This is a genomic window from Halalkalibacter kiskunsagensis, assembly GCF_037027555.1.
In the GTDB taxonomy this organism is placed as follows: Bacteria; Bacillota; Bacilli; order Bacillales; family Bacillaceae_D; genus Halalkalibacter; species Halalkalibacter kiskunsagensis.
The window spans coordinates 69,515-84,257 of record NZ_JAXBLX010000011.1; the positions used below are offsets into that span (position 1 = coordinate 69,515).

Here is a 14,743-nt window from a genome sequence, read left to right on the forward strand (position 1 = left end):
CTCCATCAATTGTTTTATATTATAAAACTGGGTTTTGTTGTTATCGCATACGAGAATCTATTGCTCGTATCCATACCCTAGTTTTTTCGATAATTTAGATGCTTCTCTTTTTAATACGTCAATATGAAGTGACATTTGTTCATCATTAAATCTCATAGCAGGACTGGAAATGCTCACTGCTGCAATGACTTCCCCCGTATAATTGCGAACAGGAATGGCCACACAGTTAACGCCTGGTTCATTTTCTTGGTTATCTCGTGAATAGCCCGTATGTCGTACCGATTCTAATTCCTCTAAAAAATCTTCTTTATTCGTAATCGTATGTTCTGTACGATAGTCGAATTCATAACCCTCAAGAATTTTCTCAATTTCCTCATTTGTTTTAAAAGCAACTAATGCTTTCCCAACGCTACTACAATGAATCGGAATTCTTCTACCAATCCTTGAGTATAGGGCGCTTGAAGTAGCCCCCTCAACTTTGTCAATATAAACACCCTCTTTGCCATCCAATACTACAAGATGAACGGTTTGTAATGTTTCTTTGGAAAGGGTATGTAAATGGGGCTTTGCCAACTCACGAATATCTAAGCCGTGAATGACCAAGTTCCCTCGTTCAAATAATTTCATTCCTAATCGATATTTTCCGTTTTCAGGATTTTGATCAATATATTGATGTGTCTGTAACGTTTTTAATAAAGAATGAACGGTACTTTTGTGCAGCATGAGCCTTTCACTAATATCTGTAATTTTAAGTTCTGTTTCGTATTCATTAAACAGGTCTAAAATCTTTAAAGCTCGATCAACTGATTGAATAATAGGCAATGTTGCTCCCCCTCTATGTACTTGCATCATTGTCATAATACCACAATTCGTTTTAGAATTTCTTTTTACAAGGAAGGAACCTAGCGTTATCGTATGTCAACCATCGATCAACTATCGTTACTTAACATAATACAATCCATCTCATCCACTTGTTTTATATTATAAAACACAGTTCAGTAATATCGACTACATTGTTATTATATTTGAAACCCCTTTCACAGTCAACTAGTTTTCTGATTTTTTCATCGGTTTTTCTAGTACTTGCTATTTCAAGGAGTTTACTCACCACAATGTCTATTTTACTCGCCGTATAGCAGACTTTACTCACGCTAAATGGAGATTTACTCGCCATTGACACTTAATCTAGAAATCTAGTTGTATAAATCTTTCTACATCCTCTTTTTCATCAATTACTCCTAGATCATACATTTGATTTTGAATGGTTTCCCAGCGCTCTTCTGACATATAACCAACACCGTTTTCAAGTGCGTCACCTGTAAAAATTAAATCAATTTCTGATTTTGCCCCGTAATTTAACTCTTCCTCTATACTTTACCAGGCATTACAAGTGTTGATTGCCAAGTATTAATTAATCGTTATCGCAGTACAATGGGCATTAGACTTTGATGTCTAATAAAAAAGGGTCTAACCCCAACTAGTAGCACAAGGATGGATCTCCTGTTGAAGATTCATCTATTGTGCTCTAGTGGGTCAGACCATAGTGTGATTCAATCTCTTTTGTTTAGCTAAACATTGCTCCAATCCAACCTACCACCCCTAAAGCATCTAGAAATACAATAATAATAGCCGTTGGAGTCAAGAATCTTAAAGCGTAAAACCATGACTGAAAAAATAGCTTGCCTACTCTTGATCCTTGCTGGAGTTCATCAAATAAATCAGGTTTTGAAACTTTAAACGTAACAAAGAGGGACGTAGCAAGTGCCCCTAAAGGCATCATAACATTACTTACAGTTAAATCAACAAAGTCAAAAAAGACCATTCCAAAAATTTCAAATTCAGCCAAAACTCCGTATGATAAACACGATGGAATTCCTACAAGAAAGACTAATGTTCCGATCATCCACGTGAATCTCTTTCGTTTATTATGCTCATCTTTAGTAAAAACGGCTACTAACGATTCAATCATTGAAAAAGCTGACGTCAGTGCGGCAAATAAGAATAATAGTAAGAAAGCAACAAAGAAGGCCATCCCAAAAGGCATTTGACTAAAAACAGCTGGCAAAACAGCAAAGATCAAAGTGGGACCTGCATCAACTTCCAACCCATAAGAGAATACTCCCGGGAAAATAGCAAGACCCGCTAATAAAGCAATAAATAGGTTCATTACGACAATAGATCCAGCCGCTTTCGGTAAATTTTGTGTCTTTGGAAGATAGGAACTATACGTAACCATTACCGATACACCTAAAGAAAGGGCAAAAAAGGCTTGTCCTAATGCAAAAAGCATGATATCAGAATTCAGCTCTGAGAATTTAGGCACTAACAGAAAACGAACTCCTTCTATCGCCCCCTCTAAACGTAAAGAACGAATAACAAGAAATATAAACAAAACAAATAAGGTTGGCATCATAATCTTACTCGCTTTTTCTATCCCTTTTTGAACCCCTTTTGCAACGACCAAAACGGTTATTAGTAAAAAGGACAACTGCCCCACTAATGCTAATGCCGGATTTGCTATCATATCTCCAAATAACTGTCCGTATTGTTCTTGAGACAACCCTTGCAAATTGCCAGTAAACGCTTGAACTAAATATAAGATAATCCAGCCACCAATGACACTATAAAAGGATAACACCAAGAAACTAGCAAATATCCCTACTCTCCCTGTTAAGTGCCATAATGAATTTGGTGCTAGTTTTTTATACGTTGTAACAGCATTGCTTTGTGCGCGTCGACCAATGATGAATTCGCCAACTAGTAACGGATACCCTAATAAAACAGTAAATAATAGAAAAAGGAGGAAAAAGGCCCCTCCTCCAGAAGTTCCAGCTACATAAGGTAATTTCCATATGGCTCCGAGTCCAATAGCCGAACCAGCAGCAGCCAAAATAAATCCCATTTTTGATTTCCATTGTTCATGTGTAGACATTTTATCAAGCTCATTTCTCTTTGTTGTTTTCATTGAAAATTTTAGACACAAAGAGGATTATAACGTGTTTTCATTCGTTTTTTAAGACTTTTTATCAAATAAGATCGTATTTTACGATAATTTTTAGGATTTAGCTTTTTTACTTTCCAAATCCTCACAAACTTTCTATTATACTCTAGAAAAACGGGGGAGCTAGAGGTTCACTTTTTTCCATATCACACACCATTTCGTTGTAGTGGTTCATCCTTTACTAATTATGATTTTAGTGAGATACCATCTCGTCCCTGTACCATGCCAATAAGCTCTTGTCATCCGGAGTTTCTCGTCATTTTGGCAATAGTCTTTTGCACCTTGTCCTCCTACTTCAAATTCTCCCCTAAACCGATTGGTTGCAAACTTATTATTTTGAAATATCTCTATATGGGTAGCTGCACTATTTTCTTCATCTTTAATAAAATTTGGAAGGGGAATCGATTGAGGATTATTTTATTCTTATATTCAGATGGCAGACCATACATAGACGATCAAAATTTGGTGTGCTTATAAATGAACTTCCGTGAAAACCTATTGAATCATACCTTTGTTTGATCGGATGTAATTAGTATAATGTTCTTTTACAAAACTCTTTCACTGTTATTGATAAGACACTTGAACAATCGTCTCTTAATTAAGGGTAAATTCTTTCTATTTCTAACACTTCACTCCTCGGTTTAGAAGAACAAAGCAAAATATATCCTTCTTCTCGTTCCTCGTCTGTAATTCCCGGAACTTGATGATGATAAACTTGTCCATTAACTAAACGAACGACACACATCCTGCAACTCCCAAAATGACATTGAAATTCAAGTTCAACACCTTGCTCAATTAGACTCTGCAATAACTCTTTGTCAGCCGAAACCTTATAACAATTCTTTATAGGATTCAAATAGACGTTACTTTTTCTCATAAGATCTTGTCACATCCGTATCGAATTGCAACTTCAGAAGGAGCTTCAATTTCTTTTAGCCAGTTTAGAAACAAAGCTCTAAGTCTTTTTTCTTCATTGGATTTCTCTGAAATAACATTATTTTCCTCAGTTGGATCTTCTACAAGATTGTACAATTCATTCTCTTTATGAAACGGATAAGGAAGCATGTTATATCGACCTTCTTGAGGATCATAACTCGACCGTCTCGCTGTAAATGTTCTTCCTGGTTCTCGTTTGCCATACCAATATAATGAACGATCCTTATCAGGTGATAAATATAGAGACCACTCTCCATCTGTAACACGAATGATATCACCAAACTTACCAGTAACCGCAATGTTTCTTATTTTCTCATTATTTCCTTTTAAAAAAGGGACGAGGCTCTTGCCATGTAACGTTAATGTTTGTTCCCTGACTCCCTCCCATGCTTTACGATGCCCTCTCCCAACAATGGGTTTGTTTTGATCCACTTTAGTAGGCAGCTTAATGTTTAAGGCATCGTTGACCGTAGGAAAAATGTCAACTAGCTGTACAAGCTCTTTTGAATGTGTACCAGGCTTTCCTTCAGGATGATAAGCTAATAAAGGAATATGACTCATTTCATTGTAGAGAGGAACAAGATCCGGTTTTCCAATTAAGTTATGCTCGCCTAAAAAGAAACCATGATCTGTCGTAACAATCATTAATGTATCTTCCCAAAGGTTTAATTGATCGATTGTATTCATGAAATGTCCAAACCAATGATCGACTAATGTTAATTCTGCACTGTACATTGCCCGCATTTGCTTTATTTCTACTTCTGTGAAGCGCTCAGCTGTTCCATATACCGGACTATGAGGAAATTTATCTTGATAACCAGGATTAAACGACTCAACACGGTGAAATGGCGGGTCCCAAGGCTCATGAGGATCAAAACATTCAACCAATAAGCAAAACGGCCGATTTTCTCTTACTTTAGGATTCGCATTGTTCTCTAACCATGAGACTGCGCGCCGAAAGACCCTTGGTGCATATAAATCCTCTTCAACACGTTGTTGGCCATGAATATTTTTTTGATGCAAGTACCATGCTCCGCTTCTTGTGTGGTCAAGATCTTCTTTTGTCCCATCCTCTAGTGGTTCTGTCACATAAGGGTCATGCTCCTGACCCCTAATCATATCCCAACCATTAAAGCCGAAGTGGTAATTCCCTGCATCTTGTTCAAGGATATGGTAATGATCACTGACAAGCATATTTATAAACCCTTTATTTTGAAGCAAATGGAACATTTCCAAATCATCATCCTCAAGCGGTCCCCAGCCTCTAAAAGGAAATTCATAGCGTCCCGTCCAAAAGTCTCTTCTTGCTGGCATACAAGGAAAACTTCCGAGGTAAGCCTGATCAAAAATAGTTCCACGAGCAGCAAATTTATCTAGATTGGGCGTTTCAATCGTTTTAGATAAATGAGATGATGACTTTTCTGTCCCATAACAGCTTAAATGATCTCTGCGAAGAGTATCCATAATGACTAAGATAACATTCAAAATCTAATCCTCCCTTATGATCATAGAAATGAAAAAATGACTCAAGAGACCTTTCCCCTATTAACTCCTATCTTAAGTGTTGTTCGTATGGAGCATTTCTTAGAGTCAGATCTTCCTTGAGTCAACCTTGTTTAATAAATAAATTTAGAACCACACTTTAAATGTCTTAATCTCATATGGATCAATAGAGAACGTTAACGTTTCACCATGATAGGAAACTTCTTTTTCATCCTCTTCAACTAAATTACATTCCACAGCTTTTTGAATAGACTTGGGAAACTTAATATTGACATCATGATTGCGATACTGTTTTGTTTCATATAGCCGAATAATGAAAGCATCATCATCTTCCGCTTTTTTAATCGTTTCTACCATAACATGATCGCTATCCAAAGAAGCAAACTGATACGTCGTAGAAAGCTGACCTTGATCATTTGCTGGACGTTCAACAGATAGAAGCGGATTGTTTAGATTATATCCTTCTTGAATCACATTCCCTTGGCGCCAATCTCCTTCATGTGGCAAGAGACTGTAAGTAAATAAATGCTTCCCACGATCGGCCGTTTCATCCGGACTGATAGAAGATTTAATTAAGGTTAAGCGCATTACGTTCTCCTTGACATCGTAGCCATACTTGCAATCATTTAATAAGGCAACTCCATAATTCCCTTCTGATAAGTCCACCCACTTCTGCCCAGGAACTTCAAACCTTGCATAATCCCAACTTGTATTCCAATGGGTTGGACGTTCGATCGTTCCAAATTGAATATCATAGGTTGCTCGAGTTGAACGAATATCGACAGGAAAAGCAACTTTTACGAGAGATTGTTTTTCTTGCCAATCAACCTCTGTACGAAAATCAATTCGTGGTGAGCTCTTATAAATGGTCATAAATTGTGTGATTGTGGAATCAAAAAATTTCCATGTAAGCTTCAGGCTGCCACGAAGAGACCCTTGCTCTACTACTTCACTATGAATCAACTTTGTAATTTCTCGCATTTTCTCTGTATAATAAAGATCAATATCCCACGCATCAAAATTCATCGGTTTATCTTCAAACACCTGAAATACATTCGCTCTTGTTCCTTTTGAAAGAACTTCTCTTTTCACTTTCTTATCAAAAATCGAAACCATCTGACCATTCTCATTTAAACGAATCTGGTAAAAATCGTTTTCAAGATATTCCTCACTGATTTCTAAAGTAGAAGTTTCTTGTTTCGAAGGAACTACTTTAAATGTTTGGTAGCCTTGGGCAGGAACTTCTGCCGTTTCAATAAGCAGTTTTCGCTCACCCTCTGATTCTATTATTTGAGTAACTGCTTCCTTCCCTTCTTTATCCACAATCGTTACACTTTCATCAATGAGATTTCCTACAGGAAGTTCAACCATTCCGGATCTGTTATAGGATAAAGAGTTAAAAACAAGAATACTGTCTTGTTCTGCACAAATTTGACTACTAATCTTTTCAAGTGCTCCTTGAAGCACTTCTTCCCCAATATTGATTACCTTCGCATAATCAGCGCGTGCATCTTCATTAACTTGGCGAATCGACGATCCTGGTAATATGTCATGGAATTGATTGAGAAGCAACAACTCCCACCCTTCATTCAAAACATCGTGAGGATACATCTCGTCTTGATTTAATAAGTGCGATAACGCACATATCAATTCTGCATCATGATAGATCAATTCAGCTTTACGATTAGCTCGTTTCAATGAAGCTTGTGATGTATACGTGCCGCGATGGTATTCAAGGTAAAGCTCACCATCCCAAGTAGGCAGATCTTTTTCCTTTACTCTTTCTCTTAAGCGTGCAAAATAAGGTTCTGCTGTATCCATTTCTACTTTAGGTATCCCTGGTAGGTTTTTCATTACACGAGCTGACTCGATCATTTCTTTTGTCGGGCCACCACCACCGTCACCCCATCCAAATGCAACAAGAAGTTCGTCATTGATTTCTTTTTGCTGATACGAATCCCAAACACCCTTAACACTATGAGGCTCAACCATTCCATTATACGTATAGGCTCTTACTCCTTTTTCTGGAGTCGTAATAAAGTGGGTTAAAATCTTCGTCCCATCTACACCCGCCCAGTTAAATGTGTCGTGAGGGAATCGGTTATACTGGCTCCAACTAATTTTCGTAGTCATGAACGTTTCTATTCCACTTTTCTTCATAATTTGCGGCAGTGCCCAAGAATAGCCAAACACATCTGGGAGCAATACCACTTTTGTATCTACACCAAATTCTTCCTTCATAAATCTCTTTCCAAATTGGATTTGGCGGATTAATGACTCCCCATTTGGTACATTTGTATCCGGTTCAATCCACATGCCCCCTGTAATTTCCCACTCGCCGGATTGAATCCGTTCCTTTACCTTTTTATAAATTTCAGGATAGTCTTCTTTTAAATATTTATAAAGTTGTGGTGACGTATGAATATAACGATATTCCGGGTATTGACGCATTAAATGAAGAACCGTTGAGAAAGTTCGTGACGCCTTCTCTCGTGAATGGGTTAGTCGCCACAGCCATGCCATGTCAATATGCGAATGGCCAAGGGCAACAACCTTAGCCTTTAGCTCCTCAACCTCACTAAGCTGTTCAACTTGCTCATCTAAAAAGTGCACGGCTTCCTGAATGGATTGATAATACATCTCTGATTTCGGCTTCAGAAAATCAATTTTCAGCATAGACTCATTTAAGATTCGAAGCATTTTTATTCGACGGAAATCATTTTCCTCTAACTCTTGAACTGCTTTCAATACTGTGTCTGCTAAAAAGTAATAGCGTTCAGTTGCTTCATCTACTTGCGCAAGTCGTGCTACCTTAAATCGGCGTTTCTCTGGCACATTTAATACACCACTCCAAGCTTTTAGTGCAATATCGATTTCACCTTCTGTTAGAAATTCAGGCGGGATCCATGCTTCTTCATGCCAAACATCTATCCCTTGTAAAGCGGTTCCATTTACATAAAGCAATGTCTCAGCCGTAGAGCCGCCACCGTCACGTGGTCCAACAAGAAAATGAAGAACAACTCTTTGACTTTTCCAGTCTTCTGGAATTGAAACACTCGTCCTAAACCAAGCCCCCTTGTCATAACCTCCCCATGACTGACCGATTTGAAAGTCCTGCCATTTAGAATCATCAAAGCTTGGATCATGCGCCCCTGTTACTTCTTCCCCAAATTCTGTCTCATTGTATTTAAATGTGGGAATATCTTGTGTTTGTTTGTAGATCGTATCTTTAATTTCATTTAGTTGATTACGAATTTTTTCCTCTGTAAATAACATGCGAACACCTCATAGTTATGTTGGTATTTACGTTTAAACTTTGAAAATATCTATTGTTTTGTTGTAATTGATTTGCCTTCATTAATCGTACGAATCAAATCTAAATCCACTTTTGGTTTGCGATCATACGTTAACAATCCATTAATCTCTTGTTCTACATCAGTTAATTGTGTATAACAAAACCCTTGAACGAGAGGAGATTCTAATAGAGCAGAGATAACACTTTCATAACGCTTTAAAAAATCTTCATCATTATCTGCTGATGTATAGCCCCAACCTTGCCACTCACTTTTTTGATAAGCAATCCCCCCGAATTCTGATACGAAAATCGGTTCGGACTGATAGGTATATCCCTTCACAAATAGAGAGCGATCTGCGGGTTGGAAGGCTAGCGCATGTTCTACCTTGCTATAGCGTTCTTTTAATACTTCTTTTTCTCCTTCATAATCATGAATGGTTAAAAGATCCGATTTCACATGCTCCCAACCATCATTTGAAATAACTACTCTTGTCGCATCTAACGATTTCGTCAAATAATACAAACTCATCGCATGATGGCCCTGACGTGGATCTCTTTTTAACCGTGGAACGCCCCAGCTTTCATTTAGAGGAACCCATGCTACAATAGATGGATGATTGTAATCACGCTCTATTGCTTCCTGCCACTCAGCTGTAATTCGCTTGATATATGGATCAGAGAACGTATGAGCATTAGCCATCTCTCCCCATACGAGCAATCCTAATTTGTCTGCCCAATATAAATACCGCGGTTCCTCTATCTTTTGATGTTTGCGAACACCGTTAAAACCCATCGCTTTAGTTAGTTCAATATCCTTTTTCAAACTTTCATCATCTGGTGCTGTTAATAAGCTTTCAGGATAATACCCTTGGTCTAGAACCAGCTTCATGTAATATGGCTTGTTATTTAGCTGAACCATTCCATTTTCTACTGCTATTTTTCTCATACCAAAATAACTCTTTACCTCATCTACTATTTGTTCATTTTCTATTAAACGAGCAGTCACATCATATAGATTAGGTGATTCTGGGCTCCAAAGCTTACCTTCACCCTTTTGAAAATCAGCAAGCTGAATTGTATGAACATTTTTTCTCTGAACCCAATCAAGAGCAGCCGTTTCTATTCCGACTACATTGCCTTTATATGAAACTTCTATTTCGATTTCTTGTATTTCTGTGCTATTCTGAACGTAGTAATCAATGATCACCTCTCCCTCATCGATGTTTGGAGTAAGCTTTAAACGTTCGATATGAACTGGACTGATTGGTTCTAACCAAACAGTTTGCCATATGCCCGTCGTTCTTGTATAAAAGATTCCCGCAGACTTCTCTTCCCAAAATTGCTTTCCTCGTGGTTGTGCCAAATCCGTAGAAAGATCCTCTGCACGCACGACTATATGGTTATTTTTATCCTTTAAAGCAGGGGTAATGTCAGCGTGAAACGGTGTACCGCCACCCTCATGTGTTGCTACTTGTATTCCATTCACCCAAACCGTCGCTCGATAATCTACTGCTTGAAAGTGTAGAAGAAGGCGTTTTTCTTGCCATTCATTTGGCACTGCAAATGATTTTCTATACCAAACTACATCATGAAACTTTGTTTCCTCAATTCCACTAAGCTGTGTTTGAAAGGCAAAAGGGACGGTAATGTTATCTGAAAATGAGCGATTGACATACCACTTTTCATCCAACCCTATGTTCTTATCATCAAATGTAAATTCCCATTGACCATTTAAATTCAGCCAATCGTTCCTTTGAAAGTTTGGTCTTGGGTATTCTTTTCTAGGTACATTCATTCTTTATCCCTCCTTAACTACCATTGCGTGTAGATTTTGTGCATTTATTTTCAACGCTTCAAAAGGATCGGTTTCAAATTCTTCTTGCTCAACTGTAAACCACTCTACTGAATGTTGTTTTCCAATTGTGATAAGTGACTTAAGATCAAGTTGACCATTTCCAATTTCGGTTCCCGTCTTTTTGCCATCAACGAGTTTCATATCTTTCATATGTAAGGAAACAACCCGATCCTTATATTTTTGAATGATTTCAAGCGGATCATGATCACTGAATGCAGCCCAATAACAATCTAACTCTACTTTTACAAACATAGGATCTGTTTGCTCAAATAGAAGGTCAAATCCAGTTTTTCCATCAAACTCATTAAATTCAAATTCATGATTATGATAACCAAACGTAAACCCTGCGTCATAGCACTTTTCACCAATCCCATTTAAAAGTTCTGCTGTACGTTTGTAGTCATCAGCTGTTTGTCTCATTTCTTTCGGTAGTGCTGGTACAATAACCAAACGATTTTCAATTTTATCGTTATATTCAAGCGTTCTTTCAAAGTCGTCTCCAGTAAGAAGATGAATACCTGTATGAGAACCAGCTGCAACGATTCCATGATCATCCATTACTTTTTTCAAGGGTTCAGCCGGTGTTTGAAAAAAACCAGCAAATTGAATTCCATCATACCCAAGGTCAGCCATTTTTTTCACTGTACCAAGAAAATCCTTTTCCGCTTCTCTCCACACTGAAAACAATTGGATTCCTACGTTTCCCATTAACTCATCTCCTCTATTTATTAAAAAAATTAAGAGGGAGACTCCTAGGGAATCTTATTCCGTTTTTGCGATTAAAACAGGTGTGCAATTCCATAAGTTTTCACCTATTCGAATCATTGAATTTAGAAACCCTATTAATGAATCACCCTCAATAGTTGTTTAGTCGTTTATGATGTTAAATTTCCACACTTTCACTTACTTTTACTGCTTCGCCTTTTTCAGCAGATTCATATAAACCATTAATGATTTGTTGGATAATCACACCTTGTTCAGGTGTTGAGATTGGCTGAGTTCCATCTAAGCAAGCGTTTACGAAACGTTCCAATTCTAACTCATGAAACCCTTTCTTAGGTAAATGCACCGGAGTTATATCAACTAACGTACCATGTTTTTCTTGGAACAATGTTAATGGGAATAGCTCTGCTCCTCCTCGGTCACCCATAAGGGACACGTTCATTTCATCTGCCTTTTCAACATTGGCAGCAAATGCCGATTCTAATATAAGGGAGGAACCGTTTTTGAACGTAATCATGCCTCTTGCCATATCTTCAACTGAAAAGTTTTCATAATCCCATTGGCCCATTAGACCTACTCCTTGTTTCGTACCTAGCTTTTGGTATGTAACACCAAAAACAGTATCTACTTCTGGGTAACCCATGAGATAAAGTGCGGTATCAAGCATATGAACCCCAATATCTATTAATGGCCCACCCCCTTGAAGCTCCTTATTGGTAAACACGCCCCAACCTGGAATACCACGTCTACGCATTGCTGTTACACGAGTGGCGTAAATGTCTCCTAATTCTCCTGCTTCAACAAAACGTTTAAGCGCCTCAACTTGTGGAGCATGACGGAAGTGAAAACCATATGTGAGGATTTTCCCAGCTTTTTCAGCTTCCTTCCTCATTTCTTCCGCTTCATTTACCGACATGGCTGGAGGCTTTTCACAAAGAACATGGCAGCCAGCTCTTAAAGCTGTAATCGTAGCATTGTAATGAAATTTATTTGGTACACAAATACTAACCGCGTCGATTTCTACATTCTCAAACATCTCTTCATAGCTCATGAATACATGAGGTATATCGAAATCCTCAGCTAATTTATTTGCTGTTTCTTGCACGACATCAGCCACTGCAACAATTTTCACCTTATCTCCACACTTTAAATAATTCGGTAAGTGTGCACCTCGTGCAATTCCGCCAGCCCCAATAATCCCTACTCTTAATGTTTTCGCCATCATTCATTCCTCCTGTTTTCCATTTTATAAATCTGGAGTTATAGTCTCTTTTGCCCAGCCAACATTTAACACTTCTGCCGCCTCTACACGTTGCCCTTTTCGATTAGACAACTCAGCCATCTCATTGACCAATGTTAAATTTAAAGCATCTTCATCATTTATGGTCGTTGTAGCCCCAGAAACAATCGCATCAACCCATTGGTCTAATGGGAGCAAGTTTGAAGCTGGAAGCTCTTCAGGTACTTTCCACCCTTCGCCAAGCTGCTTGCTTTTCATTCGAATGTGGCGCTCTTCAATCAAAAGAGTACCTTCAGTTCCATATAGTTCAAGCTGAAATGGACTGCCACTAGATAAAAAGCCAGTTTCAAGAATTCCTAGTGCACCAGATTCATATTCGATTAATGCAACCGAGTTAGTATCTACTTCATGGTTTTCTATTTTTTTTAATCGTGCTGTTACTGCACAAACCTTCCCAGCTAAGCGGTTGGTTAAATAAATTGGATGTGCCCCTAGATCTATGAAGGCACCACCACCGCACTTTTCCTGATTAAAAAAGTGATCTGGTAACCAACCATTCGGATGCTCTTTTGACACAACAGCACCATTGTGTGCTAATCTGCAACGAATGGTTGTTAAGGTTCCGAGCATCCCTTGATCTAATACGTCCTGTGCATATAAATAATAATCTTCAGTTAACCTTGGAAGAGAGACAGTTAATTGAACTTGATTTTCCTTCACTGCCGAAATTATTGCTTTACAATCTTCAACTGAAAGCGCTAACACTTTTTCTGTAAAAATATGCTTCTTGTTTTCGGCTGCGGCAATAATAACTTCTTTATGCATATTAGTAGGAGTATCCACAATAACTGCATCAATTTCAGAACTAGCTAAAACTGTTTTTAAATCACTCTCAAATGGAATACCAAGCTTTTCTGCCCATTCTCGTCCCCGTTTACCGTATTCATCCCAGACTAGCTTTAGAGCAAGATGTGGATTGTTCTGAGCTTGACGAGCATAGTCTTCGGCATGAACATGCCATTTACTTAATAATGCAACATTAATCAAACCATTCACTCCTAAGATTTTTTGAATTTTTAATTAATACGGATCATTTTAGATTTTATGCTAATCCCCACAAAATAGCAACCTATAAACCTGACTTTTTTACGGTTTTAAATCGAAACCTATCAAAAAAACACCAAATCCCACAGTTGATATGTGGCATTTGACGTTTTATATAATCAACAATAAAAAAGTCTTCATAAAAAACGTGCAATTTATAACAAGGAGTTATAAAAATGCACGTTTTTTCCGCTTACGAAAATTCTTTTATTTCTGAAGTTGAAACGACAATAATTTCAACACCTATCTTTTCTATTTCATATAATATTTTTTCATCTGCCATATCGCTAGTAATAAAAAGATCAACTTGGTCAAAATGGCAAAATGACGTCAATCCCGCTTTTTGTAGTTTACTATGATCAGCAAGGACAACGATTTTTTGTCCAGCTGAAACCATTGCTTTTTTCATCTCAGCCTCATATAAGTCCGAGCTTGTAAAACCTTGTCTTAGTGAGATACCGGATGTTCCTAAAAAGACATAATCTGCATTGTATTTTTTTAATTCTATTTCAGCCTGCGGTCCGACTGTACTTAGAGAGTTTCTTCTAAGCTTTCCTCCAAGAAGATAGATAGAGGTTGAATCATTCCTCGTACATGCCTCCGCAATATTCATTGCATTCGTGATAACCATTAAATTGTTGATACCTTCTAGCCCACTTGCCACATGCCACGTTGTAGAACCTGCATCTAATATTAATGTTTGCTCCGGTTCGACAAGCTGAGCAGCTCTTTTACCTATTAATTGTTTTTCCTGATAAAATTGACTCTTTCTTTGCTGGATTGGTAATATAGAATCATTTCGATGGAGCTCATCAACTAATATAGCACCGCCGTAGTTTTTTTGAACGAATCCTTCTTGTTCAAACTGATGTAAATCACGACGGATTGTCTCTTCAGAAACGTTAAATTGTTTGACGAGTTCAGATACCTTAACACTTCTATTTTTTAGCAATAGTTCTTTTATCATATTTCTTCTCTCAACAGCAATCATTTATTCCTCACCTCTTTCGTGTTGGTTTACTTTCTCATTTTACAAACGAAATACGTATTCTGCTATTAATTTCTGAATTCCCCTAGTGCGCTTTT

The 14,743-nt window shown here is 37.8% G+C and carries 10 protein-coding genes and 1 pseudogene; 1 reads left to right on the plus strand and 10 read right to left on the minus strand.

All coding sequences use genetic code 11. From position 1 onward, the window contains the following. Window positions 1-57: 57 nt before the first annotated feature. Window positions 58-822, minus strand: a complete 765-nt coding sequence (locus SLH51_RS08380; protein ID WP_335960623.1) for an IclR family transcriptional regulator — start codon at window positions 820-822, stop codon at window positions 58-60. 543 nt (window positions 823-1,365) lie between these two features. Between SLH51_RS08380 and SLH51_RS08385 the strand changes: the two are divergent. Next, window positions 1,366-1,449: pseudogene (locus SLH51_RS08385) on the plus strand (AsnC family transcriptional regulator); the annotation flags it as partial. Window positions 1,450-1,564: 115 nt separating this feature from the next. Here the strand turns inward: SLH51_RS08385 and SLH51_RS08390 are convergent. The 9 genes from SLH51_RS08390 to SLH51_RS08430 form a co-directional block, all read right to left on the minus strand. Next, the gene (locus SLH51_RS08390; protein ID WP_335960624.1) at window positions 1,565-2,932 is read right to left on the minus strand and encodes a sodium-dependent transporter; all 1,368 of its coding nucleotides are present in this window, start codon (window positions 2,930-2,932) and stop codon (window positions 1,565-1,567) included. Window positions 2,933-3,599: 667 nt separating this feature from the next. Next, window positions 3,600-3,878: a 2Fe-2S iron-sulfur cluster-binding protein gene (locus SLH51_RS08395; RefSeq protein ID WP_335960625.1), complete on the minus strand. Its 279-nt coding sequence runs from the start codon at window positions 3,876-3,878 to the stop codon at window positions 3,600-3,602. Next, complete coding sequence (locus SLH51_RS08400; RefSeq protein ID WP_335960626.1) at window positions 3,875-5,422, minus strand: sulfatase; 1,548 nt, start codon at window positions 5,420-5,422, stop codon at window positions 3,875-3,877. The genes SLH51_RS08395 and SLH51_RS08400 overlap by 4 nt, the downstream gene beginning before the upstream one ends. 144 nt (window positions 5,423-5,566) lie before the next feature. Beyond that, window positions 5,567-8,716, minus strand: coding sequence for an alpha-mannosidase (locus tag SLH51_RS08405; protein ID WP_335960627.1), 3,150 nt, complete (start codon window positions 8,714-8,716; stop codon window positions 5,567-5,569). A gap of 50 nt (window positions 8,717-8,766) precedes the next feature. Next, the gene (locus tag SLH51_RS08410; protein WP_335960628.1) at window positions 8,767-10,530 is read right to left on the minus strand and encodes a glycoside hydrolase family 2 protein; all 1,764 of its coding nucleotides are present in this window, start codon (window positions 10,528-10,530) and stop codon (window positions 8,767-8,769) included. Window positions 10,531-10,533: 3 nt separating this feature from the next. Next, entirely contained in the window at window positions 10,534-11,298 is a 765-nt protein-coding gene (locus SLH51_RS08415) for a sugar phosphate isomerase/epimerase family protein (RefSeq protein ID WP_335960630.1), read from the minus strand. A gap of 175 nt (window positions 11,299-11,473) precedes the next feature. After that, on the minus strand, window positions 11,474-12,535 hold the full coding sequence (locus tag SLH51_RS08420; protein ID WP_335960631.1) for a Gfo/Idh/MocA family protein: 1,062 nt from the start codon (window positions 12,533-12,535) through the stop codon (window positions 11,474-11,476). Window positions 12,536-12,559: 24 nt separating this feature from the next. Beyond that, window positions 12,560-13,600 (minus strand): Gfo/Idh/MocA family protein, encoded by a 1,041-nt coding sequence (locus tag SLH51_RS08425; protein WP_335960633.1) that lies wholly within the window; start codon window positions 13,598-13,600, stop codon window positions 12,560-12,562. A gap of 250 nt (window positions 13,601-13,850) precedes the next feature. Further along, on the minus strand, window positions 13,851-14,648 hold the full coding sequence (locus SLH51_RS08430) for a DeoR/GlpR family DNA-binding transcription regulator (protein WP_335960635.1): 798 nt from the start codon (window positions 14,646-14,648) through the stop codon (window positions 13,851-13,853). Window positions 14,649-14,743 lie beyond the last annotated feature (95 nt).

Excerpts from the sequence above, each read along its gene's own strand:
- SLH51_RS08390 (WP_335960624.1), bottom strand. The coding sequence starts at position 2,932 with ATGTCTACACATGAACAATGGAAATCAAAAATGGGATTTATTTTGGCT.
- SLH51_RS08395 (WP_335960625.1), bottom strand. The coding sequence starts at position 3,878 with ATGAGAAAAAGTAACGTCTATTTGAATCCTATAAAGAATTGTTATAAG.
- SLH51_RS08405 (WP_335960627.1), bottom strand. The coding sequence starts at position 8,716 with ATGTTATTTACAGAGGAAAAAATTCGTAATCAACTAAATGAAATTAAA.
- SLH51_RS08410 (WP_335960628.1), bottom strand. The coding sequence starts at position 10,530 with ATGAATGTACCTAGAAAAGAATACCCAAGACCAAACTTTCAAAGGAAC.
- SLH51_RS08415 (WP_335960630.1), bottom strand. The coding sequence starts at position 11,298 with ATGGGAAACGTAGGAATCCAATTGTTTTCAGTGTGGAGAGAAGCGGAA.
- SLH51_RS08420 (WP_335960631.1), bottom strand. The coding sequence starts at position 12,535 with ATGGCGAAAACATTAAGAGTAGGGATTATTGGGGCTGGCGGAATTGCA.
- SLH51_RS08430 (WP_335960635.1), bottom strand. The coding sequence starts at position 14,648 with ATGATTGCTGTTGAGAGAAGAAATATGATAAAAGAACTATTGCTAAAA.